The organism is Tunturiibacter empetritectus (genome assembly GCF_013410875.1).
GTDB lineage: Bacteria > Acidobacteriota > Terriglobia > Terriglobales > Acidobacteriaceae > Edaphobacter > Edaphobacter empetritectus.
Genome location: NZ_JACCCU010000001.1, coordinates 1,698,807 through 1,721,883, shown reverse-complemented (window position 1 = coordinate 1,721,883; position 23,077 = coordinate 1,698,807). Strand labels below are relative to the sequence as shown.

The 23,077-nt window shown below is 57.5% G+C and carries 15 protein-coding genes and 1 tRNA gene; 8 read left to right on the top strand and 8 right to left on the bottom strand.

The genetic code is table 11. The annotated features are described in order from the left end of the window. Positions 1 to 291 precede the first annotated feature (291 nt). Complete coding sequence (locus HDF08_RS07295; protein ID WP_179637841.1) at positions 292 to 2,787, top strand: ABC transporter permease; 2,496 nt, start codon at positions 292 to 294, stop codon at positions 2,785 to 2,787. Positions 2,788 to 2,892: 105 nt separating this feature from the next. Here the strand turns inward: HDF08_RS07295 and HDF08_RS07290 are convergent, their stop codons facing one another. Next, complete coding sequence (locus HDF08_RS07290) at positions 2,893 to 3,282, bottom strand: FtsB family cell division protein (RefSeq protein WP_257030907.1); 390 nt, start codon at positions 3,280 to 3,282, stop codon at positions 2,893 to 2,895. Between the two features lie 265 nt (positions 3,283 to 3,547). Between HDF08_RS07290 and HDF08_RS07285 the strand changes: the two genes are divergently transcribed. The 3 genes from HDF08_RS07285 to HDF08_RS07275 all read left to right on the top strand — a co-directional run bounded on the left by HDF08_RS07285 (position 3,548) and on the right by HDF08_RS07275 (position 5,353). Beyond that, on the top strand, positions 3,548 to 4,144 hold the full coding sequence (locus tag HDF08_RS07285) for a biotin transporter BioY (protein ID WP_179637840.1): 597 nt from the start codon (positions 3,548 to 3,550) through the stop codon (positions 4,142 to 4,144). A 92-nt stretch (positions 4,145 to 4,236) separates the two neighbouring features. Further along, positions 4,237 to 5,091 carry a menaquinone biosynthesis family protein gene (locus HDF08_RS07280; protein WP_179637839.1) on the top strand — a complete coding sequence of 285 codons (855 nt, stop codon included), beginning with the start codon at positions 4,237 to 4,239 and terminating at the stop codon, positions 5,089 to 5,091. A gap of 186 nt (positions 5,092 to 5,277) precedes the next feature. Further along, a tRNA-Lys gene (locus HDF08_RS07275) sits at positions 5,278 to 5,353 on the top strand. 311 nt (positions 5,354 to 5,664) lie between these two features. Here HDF08_RS07275 and HDF08_RS07270 read toward each other — a convergent pair. The 3 genes from HDF08_RS07270 to HDF08_RS07260 all read right to left on the bottom strand — a co-directional run bounded on the left by HDF08_RS07270 (position 5,665) and on the right by HDF08_RS07260 (position 9,495). Next, a complete protein-coding gene (locus tag HDF08_RS07270) occupies positions 5,665 to 6,753 on the bottom strand; it encodes an oxidoreductase (protein ID WP_179637838.1) in 1,089 nt (362 codons plus the stop codon). 96 nt (positions 6,754 to 6,849) lie between these two features. Then, positions 6,850 to 8,064, bottom strand: a complete 1,215-nt coding sequence (gene glgA, locus HDF08_RS07265; protein WP_218884519.1) for a glycogen synthase — start codon at positions 8,062 to 8,064, stop codon at positions 6,850 to 6,852. Positions 8,065 to 8,184: 120 nt separating this feature from the next. Continuing rightward, a complete protein-coding gene (locus HDF08_RS07260; RefSeq protein WP_257031061.1) occupies positions 8,185 to 9,495 on the bottom strand; it encodes a winged helix-turn-helix domain-containing protein in 1,311 nt (436 codons plus the stop codon). 41 nt (positions 9,496 to 9,536) lie between these two features. Between HDF08_RS07260 and HDF08_RS07255 the strand changes: the two genes are divergently transcribed. Continuing rightward, complete coding sequence (locus tag HDF08_RS07255) at positions 9,537 to 10,739, top strand: DUF1579 family protein (protein ID WP_179637836.1); 1,203 nt, start codon at positions 9,537 to 9,539, stop codon at positions 10,737 to 10,739. 215 nt (positions 10,740 to 10,954) lie between these two features. On the opposite strand, the gene HDF08_RS07250 is transcribed toward HDF08_RS07255, so the two are convergent. Together HDF08_RS07250 and HDF08_RS07245 are read right to left on the bottom strand one after the other, a co-directional pair. Further along, positions 10,955 to 12,679, bottom strand: a complete 1,725-nt coding sequence (locus HDF08_RS07250) for a carboxypeptidase-like regulatory domain-containing protein (RefSeq protein WP_179637835.1) — start codon at positions 12,677 to 12,679, stop codon at positions 10,955 to 10,957. 137 nt (positions 12,680 to 12,816) lie between these two features. Next, positions 12,817 to 14,556 (bottom strand): GWxTD domain-containing protein, encoded by a 1,740-nt coding sequence (locus tag HDF08_RS07245; protein ID WP_179637834.1) that lies wholly within the window; start codon positions 14,554 to 14,556, stop codon positions 12,817 to 12,819. Between the two features lie 287 nt (positions 14,557 to 14,843). Between HDF08_RS07245 and HDF08_RS07240 the strand changes: the two genes are divergently transcribed. The 3 genes from HDF08_RS07240 to HDF08_RS07230 all read left to right on the top strand — a co-directional run bounded on the left by HDF08_RS07240 (position 14,844) and on the right by HDF08_RS07230 (position 19,834). Beyond that, a complete protein-coding gene (locus tag HDF08_RS07240) occupies positions 14,844 to 16,244 on the top strand; it encodes an efflux RND transporter periplasmic adaptor subunit (protein WP_179637833.1) in 1,401 nt (466 codons plus the stop codon). Between the two features lie 129 nt (positions 16,245 to 16,373). Further along, positions 16,374 to 17,132, top strand: coding sequence for an ABC transporter ATP-binding protein (locus tag HDF08_RS07235; protein WP_306459670.1), 759 nt, complete (start codon positions 16,374 to 16,376; stop codon positions 17,130 to 17,132). 62 nt (positions 17,133 to 17,194) lie between these two features. Further along, on the top strand, positions 17,195 to 19,834 hold the full coding sequence (locus tag HDF08_RS07230; RefSeq protein WP_373563175.1) for a hypothetical protein: 2,640 nt from the start codon (positions 17,195 to 17,197) through the stop codon (positions 19,832 to 19,834). A gap of 82 nt (positions 19,835 to 19,916) precedes the next feature. On the opposite strand, the gene HDF08_RS07225 is transcribed toward HDF08_RS07230, so the two are convergent. Continuing rightward, entirely contained in the window at positions 19,917 to 21,527 is a 1,611-nt protein-coding gene (locus HDF08_RS07225; RefSeq protein ID WP_179637831.1) for an amino acid permease, read from the bottom strand. A gap of 24 nt (positions 21,528 to 21,551) precedes the next feature. Continuing rightward, positions 21,552 to 23,042 (bottom strand): APC family permease, encoded by a 1,491-nt coding sequence (locus HDF08_RS07220; protein WP_179638856.1) that lies wholly within the window; start codon positions 23,040 to 23,042, stop codon positions 21,552 to 21,554. Between the last annotated feature and the right edge of the window lie 35 nt (positions 23,043 to 23,077).

Sequence of the window (23,077 nt, the reverse complement as noted above, 5' to 3'; positions counted from 1 at the left end):
CCCGGGATTTTGCGTGACCTTGCGGGGAGGTCTCTCGACCAACGCCACGCCGGTTGCAGGGCAAGCGACAAGTATAAATCATCAGCCTATGGAAATTCACCCGCCTCCGGCGCTCCAAAGACTCCACCGTCTACTCGTGTCCGTTCGCGGACAACCATTCCGATCTTGGACACCGACCGCTTCCTCAAAACATCCATGACCAAAGAAAACCCCGGAAAATGAGCTTTCGTCCGTGTTCTCTCTGGCACGGCAATTGCTAACTCCCTCATAATCATCTCTTCGAGGACCCGCATGCGCTCTTTCTTTCAAGATCTGAAGATTGCAGTTCGACATCTATCCAAGTCGCCCGGATTCGCCGCAACGGCCATTCTGATGCTGGCCTTAGCTATCGGTGCTACCACGGCAATCTTCTCTCTTGTTGAAGGCGTCCTGTTGCGGCCGCTGCCCTTTCCTGAACCGAGCCGCCTCGTTGTTCTCTCAGATATCCTCAAAGGTTTGGACACCGGCAGTGGTAATAATGAAGCCGGCGTCACCGCTCCCGACATCCGCAACTACAGCCGCGACACGCATAGTTTCACCAGCCTCGGCGGCTACCATTCCACCAGCTATGAGCTCTCCGGCGCAGGCGAGGCCGCCAACGTCAACGCAACACGCATGAGCAGTGGCGTATTCCCTGCCCTCGCTGTCCAGCCCCTTCTTGGTCGCTTCTTCACGAAGCAGGAGGACGATCAGCACCAGCAGGTCCTGGTCCTCAGCTACTCCACTTGGCAGACCCGCTTTCAGGGCGACCCTAACATCCTCGGCCGCAAGGTCCTGCTCGATCGCAAGCCCTACCTCATCATCGGCGTGATGCCCCGCAACTTCGAGTTCCCTCTCGTCCCTGGCCACCTTAACCGCAGTGAGTTCTGGGTTCCGGTCAGCTTCGAACCGGAGGAGCTCGGCACCGGCGCAGCCTCGTGGAACTTTCAGATGGTAGGCCGCCTCAAGCCGGGTGTAACCATCTCTCAGGCCATCGAGGACGCAAACCTTGTCGCCAAAGAGACTGTAAGGAACTACCCCGCCTTCATGGCAGAATTCAGCATCACCTCGATTATCCGGCCGCTGGATGAAGAGACCGTGGAAGAGGCGCGGCCTCTGATCCGTACCCTTTTTCTCGCTGTTGCCGTCGTTCTTTTGATCGCGTGTGCCAACCTTGCCGGTCTTCTTCTGGTGCGCTCCATCCGTCGCCGCCGCGAGATCGCCGTCCGTCTCGCGCTCGGGGCCACCGCCTCCACCCTGCTCTGGCAGGCGATCCTAGAAAGCCTCGTCCTGAGCGTATCGGGAGGAGTCCTGGGGCTAATTCTCGCCGCCATTGCACTTCGTGTGGGCATTCAAGCACTTCCTGAAACGCTGCCGCGCATCAATGAGATCGGCCTCGACTGGCCGGTCGTCGCCTTCGCCCTCGGACTTGCAGTGGTCACAGGCGTCATCTGCGGTCTCGCCCCCGCGTTTGCGGCCATTCGCACCAGCGTCAACGACACCCTGAAAGAAGGCGGCCGAACCGGTACCTCAGGCGGCGGCCACGCCAGGCTTCGCTCCGCACTCGTCATCTCCGAGATCGCCGTAGCACTCGTTCTGCTGGCGGCCTCCGGACTTTTGCTTCGCAGCTTTGAAAAGATGCGCCAGGTCGATCTCGGCTTTCAACCGGATCACACCCTCGTCGCCAGCTATAGTCTCCCCAAAAAACAATATGAAAACCAGACTGCCGTCAATGAGTTCGGCCACGAGCTTTTGGCACGTCTGCAAGCCCTTCCCGGTGTCAAAGCCGTCGGCTTTACTACCTTCCTCCCAGCGAGCGGAAACAACTCCAGCAGCGCCTTTGTCGCAGAAGGACACTCCCTGCCGGCGACTGCGGGGGGGCTCGATCTAGGAACCTCAATCGGTGTGCGAGGTGATTACTTCCGGGCAATGGGGATTCCACTCCTCCAAGGCAGGTTTTTCACACCCGATGACAACGCCAACCAGCCACCCGTAATCATCGTCAACCACATGCTGGCCCAGCAATCCTGGCCCAATCAAAACCCAATTGGCAAGAGGTTTCGTATCGGCACGGAGACGATGAAGACACCGTGGGCGACGGTAGTCGGCGAAGTCGCAGACGTGAAGGAGAACTCCCCCGACCTTCCCTTGAAGCAGCAGTACTACATACCGGACGAGCAGGAAGCAGAGATGGCGGGATCACTCGGATCTCCCACCGACATCGCAGACAACGGCGGGTACATTGTGTTGCGAACAGCAATGGCACCCGAGCAGATGGAAAATCTCTTGCGTTCCACAGTGCACTCAATCGACCCGCAGCTCCCTCTCACCCAGGTCCAAAGCATGGAGCACGCCATCTCGGACACCGAGGCACCCCGCCGTTTCAACACCGCACTGATCTCCTCCTTCGCCTTCATCGCAGTCTTGTTGGCCGTACTCGGAATCTATAGCGTCATAGCATTCTCAGTCGCGCTGCGTGTGCAGGAGATGGCAATTCGAATGGCTCTCGGATCTCAGCGCGCGGGTATCGTTCGTCTGGTGGTTATCTCAGGCGCCAAACTCGCACTCATCGGGTGTGCGATAGGTTTGGCAGGGGCCATCGCCGCCTCCCGTCTGCTGAAGACCTTACTCTTCGGGGTGAGTGCCTTTGATCCCCTGGTTCTCACTCTCGCGACACTGTCGCTCCTGCTGCTAGCCTTGGCCGCCTCTCTGCTGCCAGCCAATCGCGCAGCCTCGGTTGACCTCACCCAGGCACTCCGGTCCGAGTAGCACAAGAGCTCCGCCGCCCTCAAGTAAGCAAAGAAGAAGACAGCTCCAAAGGATGGGATAGGAAAGTGTCTGGAAGGCACTGCAAGGCTAAGCAGCCAGATTCATTTACTGCTTTGCGACACCTGTAGGACTTGATCCTGCGGGAGCGGGCATATACACGATCACCTCACCGGGCCGCGTGTAGTGCAATTCCTCGCGTGCCTGATGCTCAATCGCATTCGGATCGCTCTGTAATCTGCCGACATGCCCTTTCAACAGATCGTTCTCGCGCTGCAGACTGTGCAGCTGAATGTCGAGGCTTTGCGCGTCGTTGCGCTTCTGCTGATAAACCGTCAGCCCATTCTGCCCAAAGATAACGTGGTAACCCATCGCGACCGCGAGCACCGCTGCGGCACCAGTAGCGATCTTTCGCCACCCTACCCGGCCATGTTCATAGAGACGTGCGATGGCACCGGATCGCATCGCCACTACGCCTGCTGTCTTTAAACGTGTCATCCCAATTTCAGTACAAACTTCGCTCCTCGCACCGTCAAGTGGAAATCCCCAATTCCCCCAGGCACGTACCTACTTCATACCGGCTTCTGCTAAAAGGCTGAAAACTGAAGTCCACATCTTCCGTATCCATGCTGATGACCGAATAATCTGCACGAACCCAACCACCTTGTTATCCTTCTTGTGTGGAACGTGCAGTCTGGCCCCAACCCCAACACTTCAACCGCAGCACAAAACACTAAAGCAATAGCAGCGAAAGGATCTCCGCATGCAATCCGCCACCTCCTCTCAACTCGGTCTCACCCACCGCACCGGATCGCTTCAGGAATCTCTCTCCGGCAAAGTCATCCTCACCATCGCAGCGAGTGCCTTCGTAGCCATCTGCGCTCACATCTCTCTCCCACTTCCCTTTACGCCCGTGCCCCTCACCCTGCAGAACTTCGCCGTCATCCTCGTCGGCATGCTGCTCGGTCCCGTAGCTGGCTTCTCCGCAATGGTCCTCTATCTAGCCGAAGGCGCGATGGGCCTCCCCGTCTTCACGCCCCACAGCATCGGTGGCATCGCTCACCTGCTCGGGCCCAACGCAGGCTACCTCTTCTCCTACCCCTTGGCCGCGGCAACCGCCGGCTGGGCTGTCAGAGCCATGCAGCGCATCACCACCCCTTTCCGTGCAGGCCTTGTAGCCGCAACCCTCGCCAGCGCACCTATCTTCATCTTCGGAGCAGGCTGGCTAGCCCATCTCCTCCACACCAGCGCCGCCGCCACCTGGACCATGGCCATCGCCCCATTCCTTCCCGGCGAGATCGTCAAGATCACCGCGGCCGCCGGTATCTTCAGCTCAATCAAACGATGGCGCAAGTCCTAACGCGACCCATCAGCCGCAAGCAACCCAAACTTGACGCAGAGCCACTCACCACTGCGCATCACACACGCATAACGAACACCGAAGGAAGCATCATGACCACCGCAACCACCGCAATCCAGGAAATCAGCATCGCCCACAGCCCCGACTCCGACGACGCCTTTATGTTCTATGGCCTCGCCACCAATAAGGTTCGAGTCCCCGGCTACAAATTCACCCACACCCTCACCGACATCGAGACCCTTAATCACCGCGCCATCAACGAGGCCTTCTACGACGTCACCGCCATCTCCTTCCACGCCTACCCCTACCTGCAGGACAACTACACCCTCATGTCCTGCGGCGGCAGTGTCGGCGAAGGCTACGGCCCCATGATCGTCGCCCCCCGCAAGCTCTCGCTCGACGAAGTCAAGAAGACGCGTATCGCGGTCCCCGGCACCCTCACTACCGCCTATCTCACGCTCAAGCTCTTCGCGCCCGAGATCGAAACCGTCACCGTCCCCTTCGACAAGATCATCCCCGCCGTCGTCGCAGGCGAGTTCGCCGCTGGCCTCATCATCCACGAAGGCCAACTCACCTACGCTAACGATGGCCTCATCAAGCTCCTCGACCTCGGCCAGTGGTGGCGCGACCAGACTGGCCTACCCCTCCCTCTCGGCGGCAATGCCATCCGCCGCTCCCTCGGCGCCGAGGCTCTCCTCACCACCACCAACGCCTTGCGCGACAGCATCCAGCACGCACTCGACAACCGCGAAGAGGCCTTAGCCTACGCCATGCAGTTCGCCCGCGACCTCGACCCCACCCTCGCCAATCGCTTCGTCGGCATGTACGTCAACGAGCGCACCCTGAACTACGGCGAAGACGGCAAGGACGCCATTCGCAAACTTCTCGCCATGGGCTACGACCGCGGCATCATTCCCCACCGCGCCAGCGTAGACTTCGTCGGCTAGACCGGCCAGTTCACAAGCACTCAGCGCCAGCGCGCTGCGCAGATACTTTCATCCAACTCACAGCTTGCAGGCCTGTTTTACGCTGCAAGCTGTGTTATCTTTAATAAGTCGCCTGATTGAGTCCTGTCTACAACACCCCATGCAAAGACTCTCACCGATCTCCTTCTCCAGGAGTAAAAAACTAAAGGACGCGTAGCTCAGTTGGTAGAGCATTCGACTCTTAATCGACTGGTCGTAGGTTCGATCCCTACCGCGTCCACCACCTTTAACTACCATGCAAGTCAACAACTCACAGAGTGCAGGGAGCGAATTGCACTACTTTTGCACTAGATATAATCCCGGTGCATGATCAACAGCTCAGAGTCGGCCCCAGCACTCCGGAAGATCCGTCGCCATGACAGCAGAGCGCGATACTCTCCTCGTTGTAAGTGATACGCTCAACAGCGTGCTGTGCTTTACAGCAGACCTGTCTACGGACATCTCCACGCCCCCACACTGGCAGCAGAGGTCCCCAAGCCACTCAGTATCACTACACTTTTCGAACCCGTTTAATTCAACGTCAGATTCGCGTCGCTAAAGGGTAGGATGAGCTCCACGCCACTGAGCAATCTCGCCTAGGCTCATCGGGAGCAGCAGCACTCTTCCCTGCTCGGCCGAGCGAAATGTTGTCTCCAGCACAGCCATCACCGCAACCGCATCGATCGCCGGAATCGAAGCTTGTTGCCCTCCAAGCATCGCGTCCCTGATCTGCATGTAGTACATCTGCTGGTTGCCCGGCGGTGCGGGAATCTCTGTGCGCATGCCCATCTCGCCATCGTACAGAAGGCCCGGGTCAGGGTCGTAGCCGAAGCCGGGACTGCCAGGCACCATGCCTTCCTTCAACTGTGTCTCCTGCACATCTGCACCGTACTTCATCCAGCTCCCTCTTGTCCCATGCACAATCGACCTTGGACCGCCTTTCGAGACCAGCAAGGACGCATGAAGTATCGTACGCATGCTCTCATAGTTCAGCTGAACATGAGCCCAGTCGTCTGTCTTTCCGCCTTCGCGCAGAGTGGCAAAGCTCGCGCTAATAGATTGTGGGAGGCCGAAGAGATAAAGCGCCTGATCGATTAGATGTGGCCCCAGATCAAACCACAACCCCGCACCTGGACCCATATCCTCGCGCCAGCGCTGACGAACGTGAGGCCGATAGCGGTCCATGTGGCACTCATAGTGTGAGACCACACCAAGCAGGCCCGACTGCAGCACCGCACGTGTGGCCTGAATCTCGCTCTCCCATCGGCGATTGTGAAACACCGAAATCATTCTTCCCTGCTCCTCTGCAATTTGCAGCAGAGAGCGCGCTTCGGCGAGTGTCACCGTGAACGGCTTGTCGACCACCACATCCTTACCCGCGCGCAACGCAGCCGAAGCAAGCGGATAATGGCTGTCGTTAGGGCTCGCGATCACCACCAGATCGACATTGGGATGTATCGCCACCTCCGCGGGAGAACAAACCGTGATCTCACCCAGGTCCTTCCGCACAATCTCAGGCCTGCTTGAGCCCACCATTCTCAACGCAAGCCCCGGAACCGCACGAATTAGCGGTGCGTGAAAGGTCTTTCCTGCATAACCATAGCCGACCAGGCCAACATTAATTCTTCTGGAATCTCCGCTCATCCCACCTTCAGAGTCGCCAACCAAATATCAGCTCGGCAGTTTCGTGTTCTAGATTGTTATGTAACAAGGATCAACGAAATTACTTCGATGAATTGCCTAGCTGCGTTCGCGGATAAGCTTTCGGTAAAGATCGATCGTCTGCTCTGCGATCGCCGACCAGGCAAAGGTCTCTTCTACACGTCTGCGGCCAGCCTCCCCAAACCTCTTAGCCTTCTCAGGATCAGCGAGCAAGTCGGATATCTTCTCTGCCAGATCACGCGAAAACTTCTCTGGATTCGAGGGAAACGTAGTCACCGGATCTTGCTCGAACGACACCAGAGAACCCGTTACCCCGTCTATCACGACCTCAAGAATCCCCCCGGTCGCACTCGCCACTACCGGAGCGTGGCAGGCCATCGCCTCCAGATTGATAATGCCAAATGGTTCGTAGACAGAAGGGCAACAAAAAACAGCCGCGTTACTGTAAAGCTGGATCGCCTCCGGCTTGGTCACCATCTTCTCGATCCATACTACGTGCGGATTTATCTTACTGACTGCCTCAACCTTTTCGCGCATCTCGGCCGCAATCTCCGGTGTGTCCGGCGCGCCTGCGCAAAGCACAACCTGTGTTCCCTTCGGCAGATGAGGGATCGCCTCGACGAGATGCGTAACACCCTTCTGCCGAGTAATTCGCCCGACGAACAAAACGTAAGGCACCATCGGATCAACTCCATACTTGATGAGCGCCGACGTGTCCGAAGTCTTCTGATACTCCTTCAGATCAATCCCGTTATAGATAACGTGAATGCGTTCCGGGTTGATCTCAGGATAAGAACGAAGGATATCTTCTTTTGTTCCCTTCGACACAGCGATCACCGCATCGGCATCCAAGATCGCGGTACGTTCCATCCAAGAGCTCATCGCATACCCACTGCCCAGCTGCTCCGCCTTCCATCCACGCAAAGGTTCCAGGCTGTGCGTGGTCAGGACGAACGGAACGTTGAAGAGCTTCTTGGCAAAAAATCCTGCCATCGATACGTACCACGTGTGCGTATGCACCACATCGATCGCCGCCAGCGACTTCACCTGTGCGAGATTGAGACTCAACGCCTCAAGGGCCGTCTTGTACTTTCCCTCTGTGCCATTTGTGATCTCCGACCATGGTTCTGCACCATGAACATGCAAGTTCCCTTCATCGACCGATTGATTTCCCCAGCAATAGACCTCGACGTCGATCGTCCTGGCCAACTCGCGGCTGAGATATTCCACATGAACTCCGGCCCCGCCGTAAACATTTGGGGGATACTCCCGTGTCATCAGAGCAACTCGCAAACCAAGCCTCCTCCTGTTCGGTATCAACCTTTCAGCGTCGAAACGAACAGAGACACATCATACGCAAATACACTCAAAAATTCTGCGGCAGATGCGCGGATCTTCCGATCTGACAGAGCGTCAAGACAGCCAGCTCTTAGAAAACGCCGCGAGGCTCGATCGCGATTCTTCAACGAAAGTCTCCGCATTGTGCAGCAGGGAGTTAAACTCTGGATGTTTTCGCACTGCACTCAACCATGGGTCGGAACTCAGAGTGGCGGTTGCGCAAACAAACCCTGACTGCGCCGCCTGCTTTATAGCTTCTACAGCTAGGTCCGTCATCTTGAGCCGGCCATAGTGTCGCGCAAAATAAACGAGAATTTCGGGTTCGCGAGTTGTATCCGCAGTCTCCATCAGCTGGACAGCTTCACTCGTCCTGCCTTCGAGAACAGCCAACAGCGAGCTCATAAGAGCAACCATTAATTTCGATAACGCCATTCCGTTCAGTCGATCGCGCAAGAGACTAATCGCCCGTCTTCGATTTCCCAGAGCCGCCCAGGCTGCCGCGTCGAGATAGTAGGCAGCCCTTCCGCTGTAATGCTCAATGGCAGAGGCATATTCGCCGGAAAGAAACAGCGTATGAGCCACGCTCGTCACAAGCGCCGGGTCCAGCTCGACTCCTCGGTGGTGTGCTTTAACCGACTGCTGGAGCAGTCCTCGAAATCGGAATACTTGGACCAAACTGGTAAACGATTCCGGTTCTCCAGGATGGCGCCGCAACCGTTCCAGCAGCCGATCCAATGCTTCATTCGCATGTCCAGTGTCTACCTGAATCAAGGTATAGAACTGGTGCGCGCAGGCTAGGTCCGGATCAAGAGCGAACGCCCGCTGAAATGCGGCATGCGCCAGCTCCAGATTTACTGAAGAGCTGCTGCTGAATTTATCAAGGAACCAGCAGCATCGACCCAGCCACGCCCACGCAGGCGCAAAGCTGGGATCCACCGCAAGACAGGTCCAGTACAGGTCGCGCGCAAGCTGCATCGACTCCAAAGATCGTTGAATGGTCAGCTCTTTTGCGCGAGTGAACCTCTCATACGTCGCTTGCGCTACACCCGGTTCCCCCGTAACAGCCAGCTCAAATCGATAGCCATGCTTCGAAACGGTGCGAATCGTATCGCGACCAATAATCTTTCTCAGGTTTACGATCGTGTTGGTAAGGTTTGATTCACTCACATGCACGGATGGCCAGAGCGTCTCAATCAGCTCTTGTTTGCTAACCAGGCGTCCGGCCCTCCGTATTAGACAGAGGAGAGCGTCAAAGGCTTTAGGTTGAAGCGGAACCGGAACGCGAGCTTTCTTTAGGAGACGCTCGTCCGGATGCAGTTCGAAATCGCCGAACCGGTACGCATACTCCACTGAGCTTTGATTTTTCTTTGAAAATCCGTGTGTCATAAGTGGAATGCTCAACGTGGAAACAAGCCTACACTGCTCGCATGAACGAGACCAGAACACCAATCATTCGTCCTCTTATCGTCCCGGCTAAGATACTCGGAACGGCGAAACGGCAGCTTCCCACAAACACACGGGGCATCAAGCTTCGCATCGCTGCCATCTGTCTTCTGATCTGTGGTTTTGACTGGCGGCCGGATCTAGCGTCTTTCCTGATGGCCCAGGTAGCCGACCCTACGCCCCAGACTAGTTCGTTGCGAGACGGACAACACGACTTCGATTTCAACTTCGGAGTATGGCATACCCATATCAGGAGAGTCCTCGATCCTTTCTCAGGCTCGTCCAAGTCAGTCGAACTCAACGGAACAGTCACAGTAAGAAAAGTCTGGGACGGTCGCGCGCAACTGGAGGAGATCGAGGCCGACGGTCCCAACGGACATTGGGAGGGACTAACCCTGTTTCTTTATAATCCCCACTCTCATCAATGGAGCCAGACCTTCATCGACAGCAAGATGGGCGTTTTGAATACGCCGACGATCGGTTCGTTCAAAGACGGACGCGGCGAGCTCTTCTCCCAGGACACATTCCACGACAAATCAATCCTGGTTCGTGGAGTGTGGTCTAACATCAAGCCGGGTTCTCATCGTTACGAAGAATCCTACTCGAACGATGGTGGCGCGACTTGGGCAGCAGCTTTCACGGCAGACCTGACGCAGGAAACGCAATCGACTGCCCCCGACATTCCCATCGCTGATGCGAACAAGGATGCGAAGACCACGTCCGTAGAGGACGGACAACACGACTTCGACTTTGACTTCGGCACTTGGAAGACCCACTCCTCTCGCCTTCTGCATCCCCTCACGGGATCGACGACGTGGGCCGACATGGACGGAGGATCTGTGATCAAGAAGGTTTGGAATGGCCGCGCCAATCTAGCGGAGTACAAAGCGGACGGTCCTGCAGGTCACATCGAACTCCTATCCCTGCGTTGGTTCAACCCAGCCACGCGCGAGTGGAACCTCGACTTCGCAACCCCAAACGTTGGCACGCTTGGTATTCCAGGTGTCGGCGAGTACAAAAACGGGCATGGCGACTTCTATGACTACGAGCTCATCAACGGCAGATCCGTGCTTGTACGGTTTTCCATCTGGAAGATCACCCCAGACACCGCACAATCCGAACAGGCATTCTCTGACGATGGCGGAAAGACCTGGGAGGTCAACTGGGTCAATAAGTACGAACGGTAAGCTGAAATGAGTCGGTATTCTGCCCCTCCTGCGTCATCTTACGAACGCACTTCTCTACATCGGGCACTTGAGAGGAGATGCTGGAGAGGTTCCAACTCATACGATCCCGCCTGGAGCCAAAGAGATTTCGGCACCAGGCAAGGATTCGACCCCGGAGTACGTTGTTCGGTTCATGCTATCTGGATCGAAATAAAGGAATGAGAACGAAGCGCGGCTTAAAACGTGAACGCAAGCCCCGCCTGAACTGTCCGAGGCGATTGAGCAAGGAACAAGGTCTGTCCATCCGCCGACAGGAACGGTCGATACCCCTGCGCCAGGAGATTCGTGACATCAACAGTAGCATCGAGCCCCGGCGGTAAGAGATGCCCCAGTCGCAAAGCCTGCCGCAGATAGCAGCTGAAATATGCCTGGTCACTGAACGGCGCGTAGGGATCAACCGCAGTTACCAATCGCGTCGGCTGCCAGCGATAGGCTGCTCGAATCGCCGTTCCACTACGCAGCACTCGGCCCTTCAAAGCGACCGTTGCAGTCCGGGCACTCACAGGCGCCAGATCAGATCCAGTCCCAGGCAGGCCGACGGAAGCCCCATCTTTCGCGCCAAGCCCGGCCCCAGTACCGTACTCTACCGCGACCCAAAGGTTCGTCGTCAGTGGCTCAGTCAACATTACATTCAGGCCCCTTGCGTTGTAGCCCGCATTCAAAAACCGGAAGTTCCCCGTCGTCGAGTCGGCGATAATCCCACTCGCGCCGTTCTGCCCTGTCTGAGCAACGTCACCCGCAGTCAACGCACCGCCACCTGAGACCGCCACCCGGTTCAAAGAGTCACTGTAAAACGCAACTTGTACCATTCCGCGGCCTGTCTTCCGGCCAACCGTAAACTCCTGGTGTAGCCCACCCTCGGTCTGTACCTTCCCTTGATAGATCACCGCAAGTGGCAGCTCGCGTTTCACCGTATCGAGCCCTGCAAACGACTGCAGGTCCTGCGACGTGGCCATCCGATAGCCAACGCTCCAATTCTCGGTAGGGTGAGCCGTTACCTTCAGGAACGGCCGTGATCCGGAGGTATATCCGGAGGTCCGAGCGACATACACGGTGCCCCCCGCTTCCACGTCAACCAGATCTCCAAGCTGCATCTTCTGTCCGCTGGCCAACTGCACGACTTGCAGACCAGAGGATCCATCCGGCCCCAGAACTTCGGGATGCGCTTGATAGCTCAATACCGTCCGCGCCGCGCCGCCCATCCCAAGCTGCATTCCATAGCCCGTCGCAACCTCAGTGGATTGCCCGGCTGAGGGTGCCCCAGGCTGCGTCCCAATATCCGCCCGCAAGGTCAACCCAGCCCCGTCGTCGAGCACCCGGTCGAACGCAAAAACATTATGAACTCCGCTGCTCCCAAAGCCGCCATCGCCGGCCATAACCTCGGCACGCACTCTTTCAGCACGCTTAGGTGTCTCACGAACGCTTGACGAGACCATGATCACGTCCCCATCTTCAGCCAGCCGAAGGATAGGGCGATTGGCGACTGACCGCAAAGTCCACTTCCAATCGTCACCCGGCTCGTCCGCCTTCCGACGCTCGGCTGGAAGCCATGCAGTCGATTCGAAGAGGGTGCTCAGAGTGAGATTGACAATCGCCTGTGCTCCCGACTGAAGCTGCAGGTTGCCCCGCATCGCCGGAACAAACAGCGCCGCGCTCGCACGGACCTCATATTGGCCCGGAAGCAGATGCGCAATGAAATAGCGGCCGTGGAGGTCGGTAAAAGCAGTCCCAGCCATGGCAGAATCTGCCGCTATGACTTGAACCAGGGCACCCAGTTGTGCCACTCCCTGTGCGTCGCGAACCACCCCTGAGACAGCCGCACCTTGGCCCATAGCAACGCTGGTAGCTGCAAGGAGCAGCATCAGCGGCAGAAGCGCGATCTTCACCTGGGGTCGTTGCACAGTAAAACCGTCCTGCGCGTCGAATGGCTGTCCAACAATTCCGCACCCAGAAAATTAGGGGACGGCGTTACAGAGTGCGAGGTGACTGGTTATCGCGAATTGGCATCTGCATAACCATGTTCTAAAACTGCACCTGTCTAATCTACGATAAACGGCGCAGATTCTGCGATCTGCTGCTTCGTTATTCCATCATTTACTTTGATGTTGACCTGATACTTACCGGGCTGAAGACTCGCCAGCGGCAAACTCTTTTCAATCGTAACCTGATCCGCGTTGGGGTTGGTCTTCGTGGTCAACTCCTGCGTCTCAAGAATGGCTTTATTCGTAGCCACATCTAAGATCTGATACTCGATCGTCGCACCATTCTGCTTACTCTTCTCGTCAATTCCGAGGTTATAAACCTGCATCCAGAAGTTAAGATTCTGCGCTCGATGAAACGTAACCGGAACTCCGATTCCAGTAGGTACACGTGGAGTAATGTGGGTGTCGCCAATGATGAAGTTCCCCGCACCGATATCCTTTGACGGAACCCTCTCCATCGAAGAAGCCAGAATCAAGGAAGACGAAGCAAGGCGGTCGTCGTCGTAGGCTGGCACGTTCAAACTGCGCTGCCACCTGCCAATGTGGTCGGGATTATTGACATCCTTGATGACAATATCGATCTTGTAAAGCCCAGGACGCAGTGGCAGCGACTTCCAATAGACCGACTGATCAGCCCGCTTGCGCCCGAGCAGCTCGCTCGGCACCTGCACACTGACCGTATCTTCAAAGGTCTGTATCGCCTTGTGATTCAAATTTGAAACGCGTCCTAGAATGTTCACCGTGCCCATCGCGACGCCGTCTTTATTGGTGAAGGTAATGTCACCGTTTTTAATCTGCAAGGTTACAGGAACCAGAATCGTATCGTTAGTCACCTTGACGTAGTCGGTCCGAACATCAAATAGAAACGGCGGCCCAGTCAAAATCTTCGAAGTCGTCATAAACGACTCGAGGTCTTTGAACTTGATCTCAGGGGGAGCCATCAGCTTGGCGAATCGGTCCAGTCGATCAAACTGTTTGCTTTGGTTCTGGGACGATAACGGCCCGGCTCCAAGCTGCTCGAGTCCGCCGCCTGAAAAACGGTCTGCCTGTTTCGACTGCCCCGTCTGCTCATACATCGTCTGACCGGCGCCCGGAACATGCTTCAACGCATCTTTCTCAGAGCGGTCGATCGTCATGTGATAGTCGCCGCACATGCAGGTGTCGACAAACTCGATATCGATATTGTCCCCGATACCCTCCAGATACCTGTAGTGCCAGATCTCAAACGGGAACGTAGAGGTGTTTCCGCCGCCTTCTTCAATCGGACGCTCGTAACTGCCGCCGCTGGGGTGCGAGTCGATGCTGTCCGCCTTACCGTAGGCGATGTAGATATGACCGCGATCTGTTCTCCAACCAGGTTTGCCGGCGGCGAAGTGGTCGTTCGCATAGGCGATGCGCGCGTAGTGCTCCTCGCGAAACTCGTTCTCTGGTGAGTCAGGATTCGGATTGCGACGCAGCCAGAAGTTCTCTATAAACTGGTCGCGCTCCTCATCGTTGCTCAAGCTCTTGAACGCCTGCAGCTCCTGATCTGTGATGATCCAGCGAACATCCTCATCCACCCACTTCTTGTAAACACCCTTTAACTCAGCCTTCAGAGCCTTCTGCTGGTCACGCCTCTCTTTATCGCTTAGAGGACGCTTCAGCGGATCCGGCTTCTCCACCGTCACCGGCCCTCTCGTCACACCGTCAGTCTGGGCGGAATCGCTGGGTGTTTCCTGGGCAGTCAAAAGACGCCCCCCCATTAGGACCAACAAAAATAGGGTCGTGCCGGATACCAAGCGCCGAGAAGTCGTCATAGAGAAGGGGTGCACTCCTGTTACCAACCAACATTGTAGAGCGGTTACACCTTCGTTACAAGAGGAGACTCTAGGCCGCCCCTGATATCATCGCTCCTGATCCCGGGCAAGTCCATAGGTCTCTATCCCGGATAGTTGCAGGCTTTTGCGTACTCTCTCGTAAAGTGATCTGATTCAGGTTTTGGAAAGGATTGCGGAACGCAACCTCGTCCACTTCCGTACTGTCTTAGCAAGCACCGACTCCCAACCACCTCTGCCTGACCGCGGAGGTGCGATAGAAAGCGGCAATGAGCATAAAGAAAATCCTCTTGATCGTCGTTGCGGTCCTGATCCTTGCAGGCATCGTGGTTGGCACCATCCTTCACGGTCAGGCTAACGTTACGAAAGTCTCCACCACCAAGGCCGCTCATCAGGATCTGGTCTCCGTAGTCAACGGCACCGGCCAGATCAAGCCGAAGACCTATGTCAACATCGGCGCCACAGCCTTCGGACGCATCACCCACCTCTACGTGAAAGAAGGCGATCATGTGAAGGCGGGTACGACCCTCGCCACGGTTGAGAGCGTTCAGCCTCAAGCCACCGTCGCTGCCCAACAAGCAACGATCGCCTCCTCCCGCACCGATATCACCAGCTACATCGCCGCGGAAAAGACCGCTGATGCAAACATCGCCCAGGGCAAAGCCGATCTCGAACAGAAGAAACTCGACTTCGGCCGCGCCGAGTCTTTATACAACGAAAAGCTGATCGCGAAACAGGACTACGACGCCAAGAAAGCCGCATACGACATGGCTGTCGCTACCCTCGCCCAGCGTCAGGCCGCTCTCGCACAAGCCACCGCGCAGACCGAGTCACAACGCGGCCACATGAATCAGGCAGTCGCCAGCCAGCGCGCCAACTACGACGCCCTCGACAAGACGGTTAGCCGCGCACCCTTTGACGGCCTTGTCACCAACGTTCCCGTCCGCGAAGGCGAGACCGTCGTTCTCGGTATTCAGAATGCCGAAGGTTCCACCCTGATGACCCTCGCCGATATGTCCGTCATCACCGCCGAAGTCAAGGTCGACGAGACAGACATCGTCAATGTCGCCATGAACCAGCCAGCCGACATCACCGTCGATGCCCTCCCCGGCCGCGTCTTCAAGGGCCACGTCACCGAGGTGGGTGACCAGGCGCTCCTCCGCACCACCGGCGTCGCCACCAGCCAGAGCACCACCGGCACAGAAGAAGCAAAGGACTTCAAGGTCGTCGTAACCCTGGATCAGACCACCAACGAGCTTCGCCCGGGCCTCTCCGCTACAGCAAAGATCACCACCGCCCACAAACCGAATGCCCTAACCATCCCCATCCAGGCGCTTGTCCAGCGTGACCCGGCCGTCGAAACCGCACTCGAAAAGAATGCGGGCAAAGGAAGCGTCGTTGCCGTCTCCGCGTCCAGCACTCCTAGCCGAAAACCGCAACCGATACAGGGGGTTTACGTCCTCCAGTCAGACCACAAAAAGCGGCGCGCGATCTTCGTTCCAGTCACCACCGGAGTCACGGGAGCCACAGACATAGAAGTCCTTAGCGGTTTGAAGGACGGCGATGAGATCGTCACCGGCCGCTATCGAATCCTGCGAACACTAAAGAGCGGGACCGCCGTCAAAGTAGACAACAGCGTCGAAGCCTCAAGTGACTCTGACAAGTCATGAGAAAAAAATCTGAAATATCGGCGAAAGTCCTAAAATTGTTGTTCTCGGAGTGACTCAATCAATACCGCGGGAACCATCCCACCACCCCAAACGTACTATCCTGAAACACGTAGGAGCACGGAGAACCGGATGGCCATCGAAACTGCAGTCGAATCCAACCTCAGCACCAGCAACGCCTCCGGGCCTACCCCAGGAGACGTCATCGTCACCGACAATCTCTGGAAGACCTACGAGATGGGCGACCAGCAGGTGCACGCCCTTCGCGGCGTCAACCTCCGCATTCGCCACAACGAGTACGTTGCCATCATGGGCCCATCCGGCTCCGGCAAATCAACCCTGATGAACCTCATCGGCTGCCTGGACTCCCCCTCACAAGGCCGATACTGGCTCAATGGCCACGATGTCTCCGAGCTGAACGACGATGAGCTCGCCCGCATTCGAAATAAAGAAATTGGCTTCGTCTTCCAAACTTTCAACCTGCTCGCCCGCGCCACCTCGCTCCACAACGTCGAGCTGCCTCTCATCTACAACGGCACACCAGCCGCTGCACGTACCGAGCGTGCAAAGAGTGTCCTCGAGTCGGTAGGCCTCGGCACCCGCATGATGCACAAGCCCAATGAGCTCTCCGGCGGCCAACGTCAGCGCGTCGCCATCGCCCGCGCCCTGGTCAACAAACCCTCGATCATCCTCGCCGACGAACCCACCGGCAACCTCGACTCCAAGACCGGTGACGAGATCATGGCCCTCTTCGACGAGCTCCACTCAAATGGCAACACCATCGTTCTCGTCACGCACGAACCCGACATCGCCGAGTACGCCCACCGAATCATCACCATCCGCGACGGTGTCGTCGCAGGCGACCATCTCTCTTCGCGCATTCGCAACTAGCAGCAAACATTCATCTTCTAAGTGACATCCGTATCCTTCTCATTCCCGTCTAAAATGGAATGATGGCAAAAGTGTTTCGCCGTTTGCGCCTCGCTGGAACTCTCGCTGCCGCCCTCCTGGGCTCTCCCCTGCTCCACGCCGCTGACCCCGCGCGCTTCGACCTCGCTGGCCCCAAGGTAGATGTTCACGTTACACGCGCAGGCAAAACCCTGCCCATCGCCCAGGTTCCCAATCTCCAGCCAGGCGACAAGATCTGGCTTCGCGCCGACTTGCCCCCCACGCAATCGGTCCACTACCTCCTCGTTGCCGCCTTCCTGCGCGGAACCACAAACCCTCCGCCAGACAACTGGTTTCATGAGATCCAGACGTGGAATAAAAAGGTTCGCGAAGAGGGCGTCACCATCACCGTCCCCGCCGAGGCTCAGCAGGTCATCCTCTTCCTCGCGCCTGAGACCGGCGGAGACTTCAGCACCCTACGCTCTGCGGTTCGCGGCCGCCCTGGCATCTTCGTCCGCGCGTCTCAAGACCTCATCGAATCCGGCTTCGAGCAAGCCCGCATCGAAACTTATCTCGCCGCCATCCGTCGCGTCCCGCCCGATGACGCCAAAGGACTAGCCGAGCACTCCGACCTCCTCGCCCGCACCCTCAACCTCAAACCCAACGGAGACTGCTTCAAGCGCCCCGTCGACACCCAATCCACCTGCCTCACTCAGGCCGGAAATCAGTCCCTCCTCGACGACGGCCACGGGCAGTCGGTCGCCGACGCGCTCAACGACGGATCCAACTCCGACCTCATCAACCAGGCCAGCTACACCAGGCTCGCTGGTGGCGGAAACTACAGCCCATACGTCGGCGCCATCGTCGACCTCATCCGCATTACCAGCACCCTCCACACCGCCAAATATCAGTACATCCCCGCCATTGCCTTCCCGGACGGTGACGCCCTCAACCTCCGCCTCAACACCCCACCTTCCTTCAACAACCCCAAATCTGTCATCGTCATCGGTCTTCCTGCAATTCAGGCTGCAGTCCCCCCGCCTCTGCGCTCGCCCAACCCTGAGGCCATCTCCTGCCTGCTGAAACCCGAAGTGGCCCTTCCCGTTGAAGGCGCACCTCTGGTCTACGCTACAGCTCTGGCGCATGATCTCGTCCTCCACCTCGACGGCCCCAACGGCGGTACCGACATTCCCGTCACTCCAGACGCCTTTCGAGGCGGTCTCGTCCTCGCTCACCTTCCCGCCCGTAAGCCGTTACCTATCGATTCGAGCCTCACGTCAGACACCGACTCCAGGCCAACCGCAAGCCCCGCCGCAGCCGAATCCCATCCGGCAGAAACAGCCTCTAAGCCAGCCCTGCATCCAGGCACAAACACCATCACCGGCACCATCACCGGCTTCTGGGGCTTCGACGCCTTCAAGGGTCCAACCCTCAAACTCCAGGATTCCCCGGGCAAAGACTGGAAGCTCGCCGAGGATGACGTCCTTATTGCCGGTCGCGAAAACCACCTCATGTTGAGCTCCACCGGCACCGCTTGTGTCGACATCATCTCTCTCGATACCAGCACGGGCAAACTAATCGAAACGAAGTGGAAGCCTACCGACAAGCCCTCTGCGGTCGATGTCACCGTCTCCCTCAAATCCATCGACCCAGGCTCCCTCCATCTCGCCATCAAGCAATTCGGCGACGAGAAAGCCGACACCGTCGCAGCCAGGACGTACTCTGAACCCGCGCGCCTCGCCTCCCTCGAGTTCCACGCCGGTGACACCACGGCGGACCTTACCGGCTCCAGCCTCGATCAGGTCCAGCAGCTCACCATCAACAGCCTCGTCTTCACGCCAGCTCCGCCAAGCACCCCGTCCAATCAGGACACCGCGACCCCAATGCCAGCACCTTCAAACTCCGACACCCAACTCCGTCTTACCCTTCCGCCAAACAGCCAGGCGCCTAAGTTCCGTGTCGGCGAGCATCTCAACGCGAGCTTCTCCCTCAAAGATGGCCGCACCCTCACCCTTCCGGTCACGGTCTCCCCAGCACGTCCCTCTGTCACTCTCCTCAGCAAAAACATCGGCCAATCGACGACGACATCCATTCACCTGGCCGATCAGGACGACCTGCCCGCCGACCAGCAACTCACCTTCTCCCTCAAATCGATAGTCCCCTTCCCCCGCACCGGAAAGATCGAAGTGGCGAACGCCGACGATAGCCTCCACACCACCCTGAGTGTCGCCTCCGGCAATCTGGTGCTTCAGAACCCACACACCATCCTGGCCACACTAGATCCCATCAAAGACTTTGGCGCCTCCGCCTTTGGTCCGCTCCGCCTTCGTCCAGTCTCTCCTGACGGAACCACCGGCGACTGGCTCCCATTGGTCACTCTTGTCCGCCTACCGACCCTCAAAGACCTTCACTGCCCAGCGGACACCGCTCAACCCTGCACCGTCACCGGCTCCAGCCTCTATCTCGTAGACTCTATCGCCACCGACTCCGCCTTCACCTCTCCCACCACGGTTCCGGAGGGCTTCGTCGGTACCTCACTCACCTTACCCCGCCCCGCAAAAACTGGCTTCTTTTTGCGCCTGCGCGACGACCCCACGGCCGCAAACACCGTAACCCTTCCAATCCTGCCTCAGCCGGCATCGATCGCCGCACCCAACTCTCCAACCGCGTCTGCCAGCCCCAGGGGTCCCGCGAGAGCTCAGTAACCACAAAGCCATCACAAGCCATATCCTCAAATAGAGAAGGCGCCCTGCCGAAGCTGGACGCCGTCTATCTTCCAACGATCTTCTATTTAATCTCTACCGATTCCTTCGCTTCAAGGCTCTGCTGCAGCGTGCTGTGCTTTCTGCTGTAGGTAAAGTAGACAACTAGCCCGATAATCAGCCAGACAACCAAGCGAACCCAGTTCCAGATCCCTAGCTTGTACATCATGTATCCGTTGAAGAGAATCCCAAGAGCCGGCACGACCGGCACCCACGGCGTCCTGAACGGTCTTGCTCGGTCGGGATCAGTCCTCCGCAGCACAATCACGGCAATACACACGATCACGAACGCAAGCAATGTCCCGATATTCACCATCTTGCCGATATCGTCGATGGGAGTAATGCTTCCCACGATCGCCGCCAGAAGACCCGCAAGAATCGTCCCCTTCCACGGCGTCCGGAACTTGTGATGGATGTCACCGAAAAACTTCTTTGGCAGCAGACCGTCATGCGCCATCGAATAGAGCACCCGGCTTTGCCCCAGCAACATCACCAGCATCACGCTGGTCAGCCCCGCCAGCGCGCCAATCGTCACAACGTTTGAGGCCCAGGCAAGGTTGTGATCCAGAAAGGCCCGCGAGATCGGTGCTTCAATGTTCACCTCGCGCCACGGCACCATCCCAGTCAAAACAGCTGCCACGCCGATATATAACAGCGTGCAGATCGACAGCGACACAATGATCCCAATCGGCAGATCGCGCTGAGGATTCTTAGCCTCCTGCGCCGTCGTCGACACCGCATCAAAGCCAATGTACGAAAAGAAGACCAGGCCGGCAGCCAGCCCGATTCCACCAACGCCAAACGGTGCAAAGCTATGCCAATCCGTTCCCCAGTTTGATTTCGTGATGTAGTGCGACCCCAAACCAAGCACAAACAACACGATCCCAACTTTGATTGCCACGATGGTCGCGTTGAACTTCGCGCTCTCTTTAATTCCCACCACCAGCACCGCTGTAATCACCAGCGCAATCAGGAACGCCGGAACGTTGATCCCTATCTCTACTCCAAAGAGGTGCGGCGCATTCAACAACGCGTGTGCCTGTGTCACCAGCTCAGGCGGGTGCGCCGCCTTCAGAGCGTCCATCGCGTCGCTGAACGCCGGCGTACCCGGAACCATCCCCGGATGAGAGCTCAACACCATGCCTCTCGCCACCATATCGGTCGCCTGCCTTAGGCCCGTCCAATGATCATAGGCCAGCCACAGGGGAAACTTAAGGTGGAAGATGTTCAACATCTCCACAAAATTATTCGACCAGCCCGAGCTCACCGTACTCGCGCCCATCGCGTACTCAAGCGTCAGATCCCACCCGATAATCCAAGCGATCAACTCACCCAGGGTCGCGTACGCATAGGTGTAGGCGCTGCCAGCCAGCGGAATCATCGCCGCAAACTCCGCATAGCACAGTCCCGCAAAGGCGCATCCCAATCCGCTCAGCACAAACGCCAGCATTAGGCTAGGCCCAGCGGTTCGCGCTCCCAATCCACTCAACACAAAGATACCTGCGCCGATGACCGCGCCGATGCCCAGCGCAGTCAACTGCACCGGCCCCAGCACACGCTCTAGTGTATCGACGCCGTGTTCATTGGCCTCGGCCATCATCTTGTTCATTGACTTCTTGGCAAACAGATTTCCCATGCGCGTTCTAATCTCCCAACTTCCCTAAACAGCTTCCGCAACAGCTTGTCGCTTCCACACCAGATACACCGGTATGCCCAGCAGAACAATTATCAGGCCCGGCCACGTGTATTGAGGTTTGTAACGCAATAGTACTGCACAAATCCACACAGCCATCACGATATAAAGTGCCGGCAACACCGGGTATCCAAACGCCTTATAAGGCCGCGCCGCCGTCGGCCGAGTCCGTCGAAGCACAAACAGCCCCGCAATCGTCAGAATATAAAAGACGAGCACGGCGAAGATCACATAATCCAGCAGCTGCCCGTAACTCCCAGACAGACACAACAGACACGTCCAGGCCCACTGCACCCAAAGCGAGTTCACCGGAGTCTTCGACCGCTCACTCAGCCTGCCCACCGCTTTAAAAAACAGCCCATCCCTGCTCATCGCGTAGTACACTCGCGCACCCGCCAACAGCATTCCGTTCACACATCCAAACGTCGAGATCAAAATCGCACCAGCCATCAGCTTCGCGCCGTAGCCCGCAAAAGCCTGCTCCATCACCGCCGTCGCAACCCTGTCCTCTGACGCAAACTGAATCCCTCGGCCCACAATCGTCGTCGCGGCCGGATCCCCCGCCAACGGCAGCACACTCAGATAAACGAAGTTGCACAGCACGTACAGCAGCAACACCACGCCCGTACCAATGGCCAGCGATAGTGGGAGATTCCTCTTCGGATTCCTAATCTCCCCAGCCGTGAATGTAACGTTGTTCCACGCATCCGAGCTAAACAGCGACCCCACCTGCACCACCGCAACAATGGTCAGCACTCCAACATAAGCCGTTGGCCCACCTACACCGACCTGCACCGCATGGGTCGTATGCCATCCAGCTCTCGCCCAGAAGTTCTGCCATCCCGTACCGAAGTTCGCGGCCACCGCAGCCGAGTTCTTCGCGACCACCCCAACCAACACCACCGCCATCAGAGCCAGCACCTTCGCAGAAGTGAAGACATTCTGCACAGCCGCGCCCATCTTCACCCCAAACGTGTTCAGCAGCGTCAGCAGCGTAATCACCACAATCGCCGACAGGTTCGCCGTATTCAACCCAATATCCATGTTGCCCAGCACCATCGGCCCCACATGCCACGGCGGAACATGCCCGATATGCCAGATCCAGTTCTGCGCGCTCACTCTCGGAAAGAAGACCCCAAGAAACTTCCCGAACGCCACTCCCACCGCAGCAATCGTTCCCGTCTGGATCACCAGGAACAGCGTCCACCCATAAAGAAAACCCCACAACGGCCCCAACGCCTCGCGCAGATAAACATACTGCCCACCCGCCTTAGGCATCATCGCCGCCAGCTCTCCATAACTCAGCGCACCAATAATCGTCATCAGCGCAGTCACCAGCCACGCCGCAATCAGCAACGCCGGCGACCCCAATCCACGGGACATATCCGCCGACACAATGAAGATGCCCGATCCAATCATCGAACCCATTACAATCGCGGTCGCAGAAAACAACCCCATCCCCTGCACAAACTGAGGAGCAGAAGACACCGGCT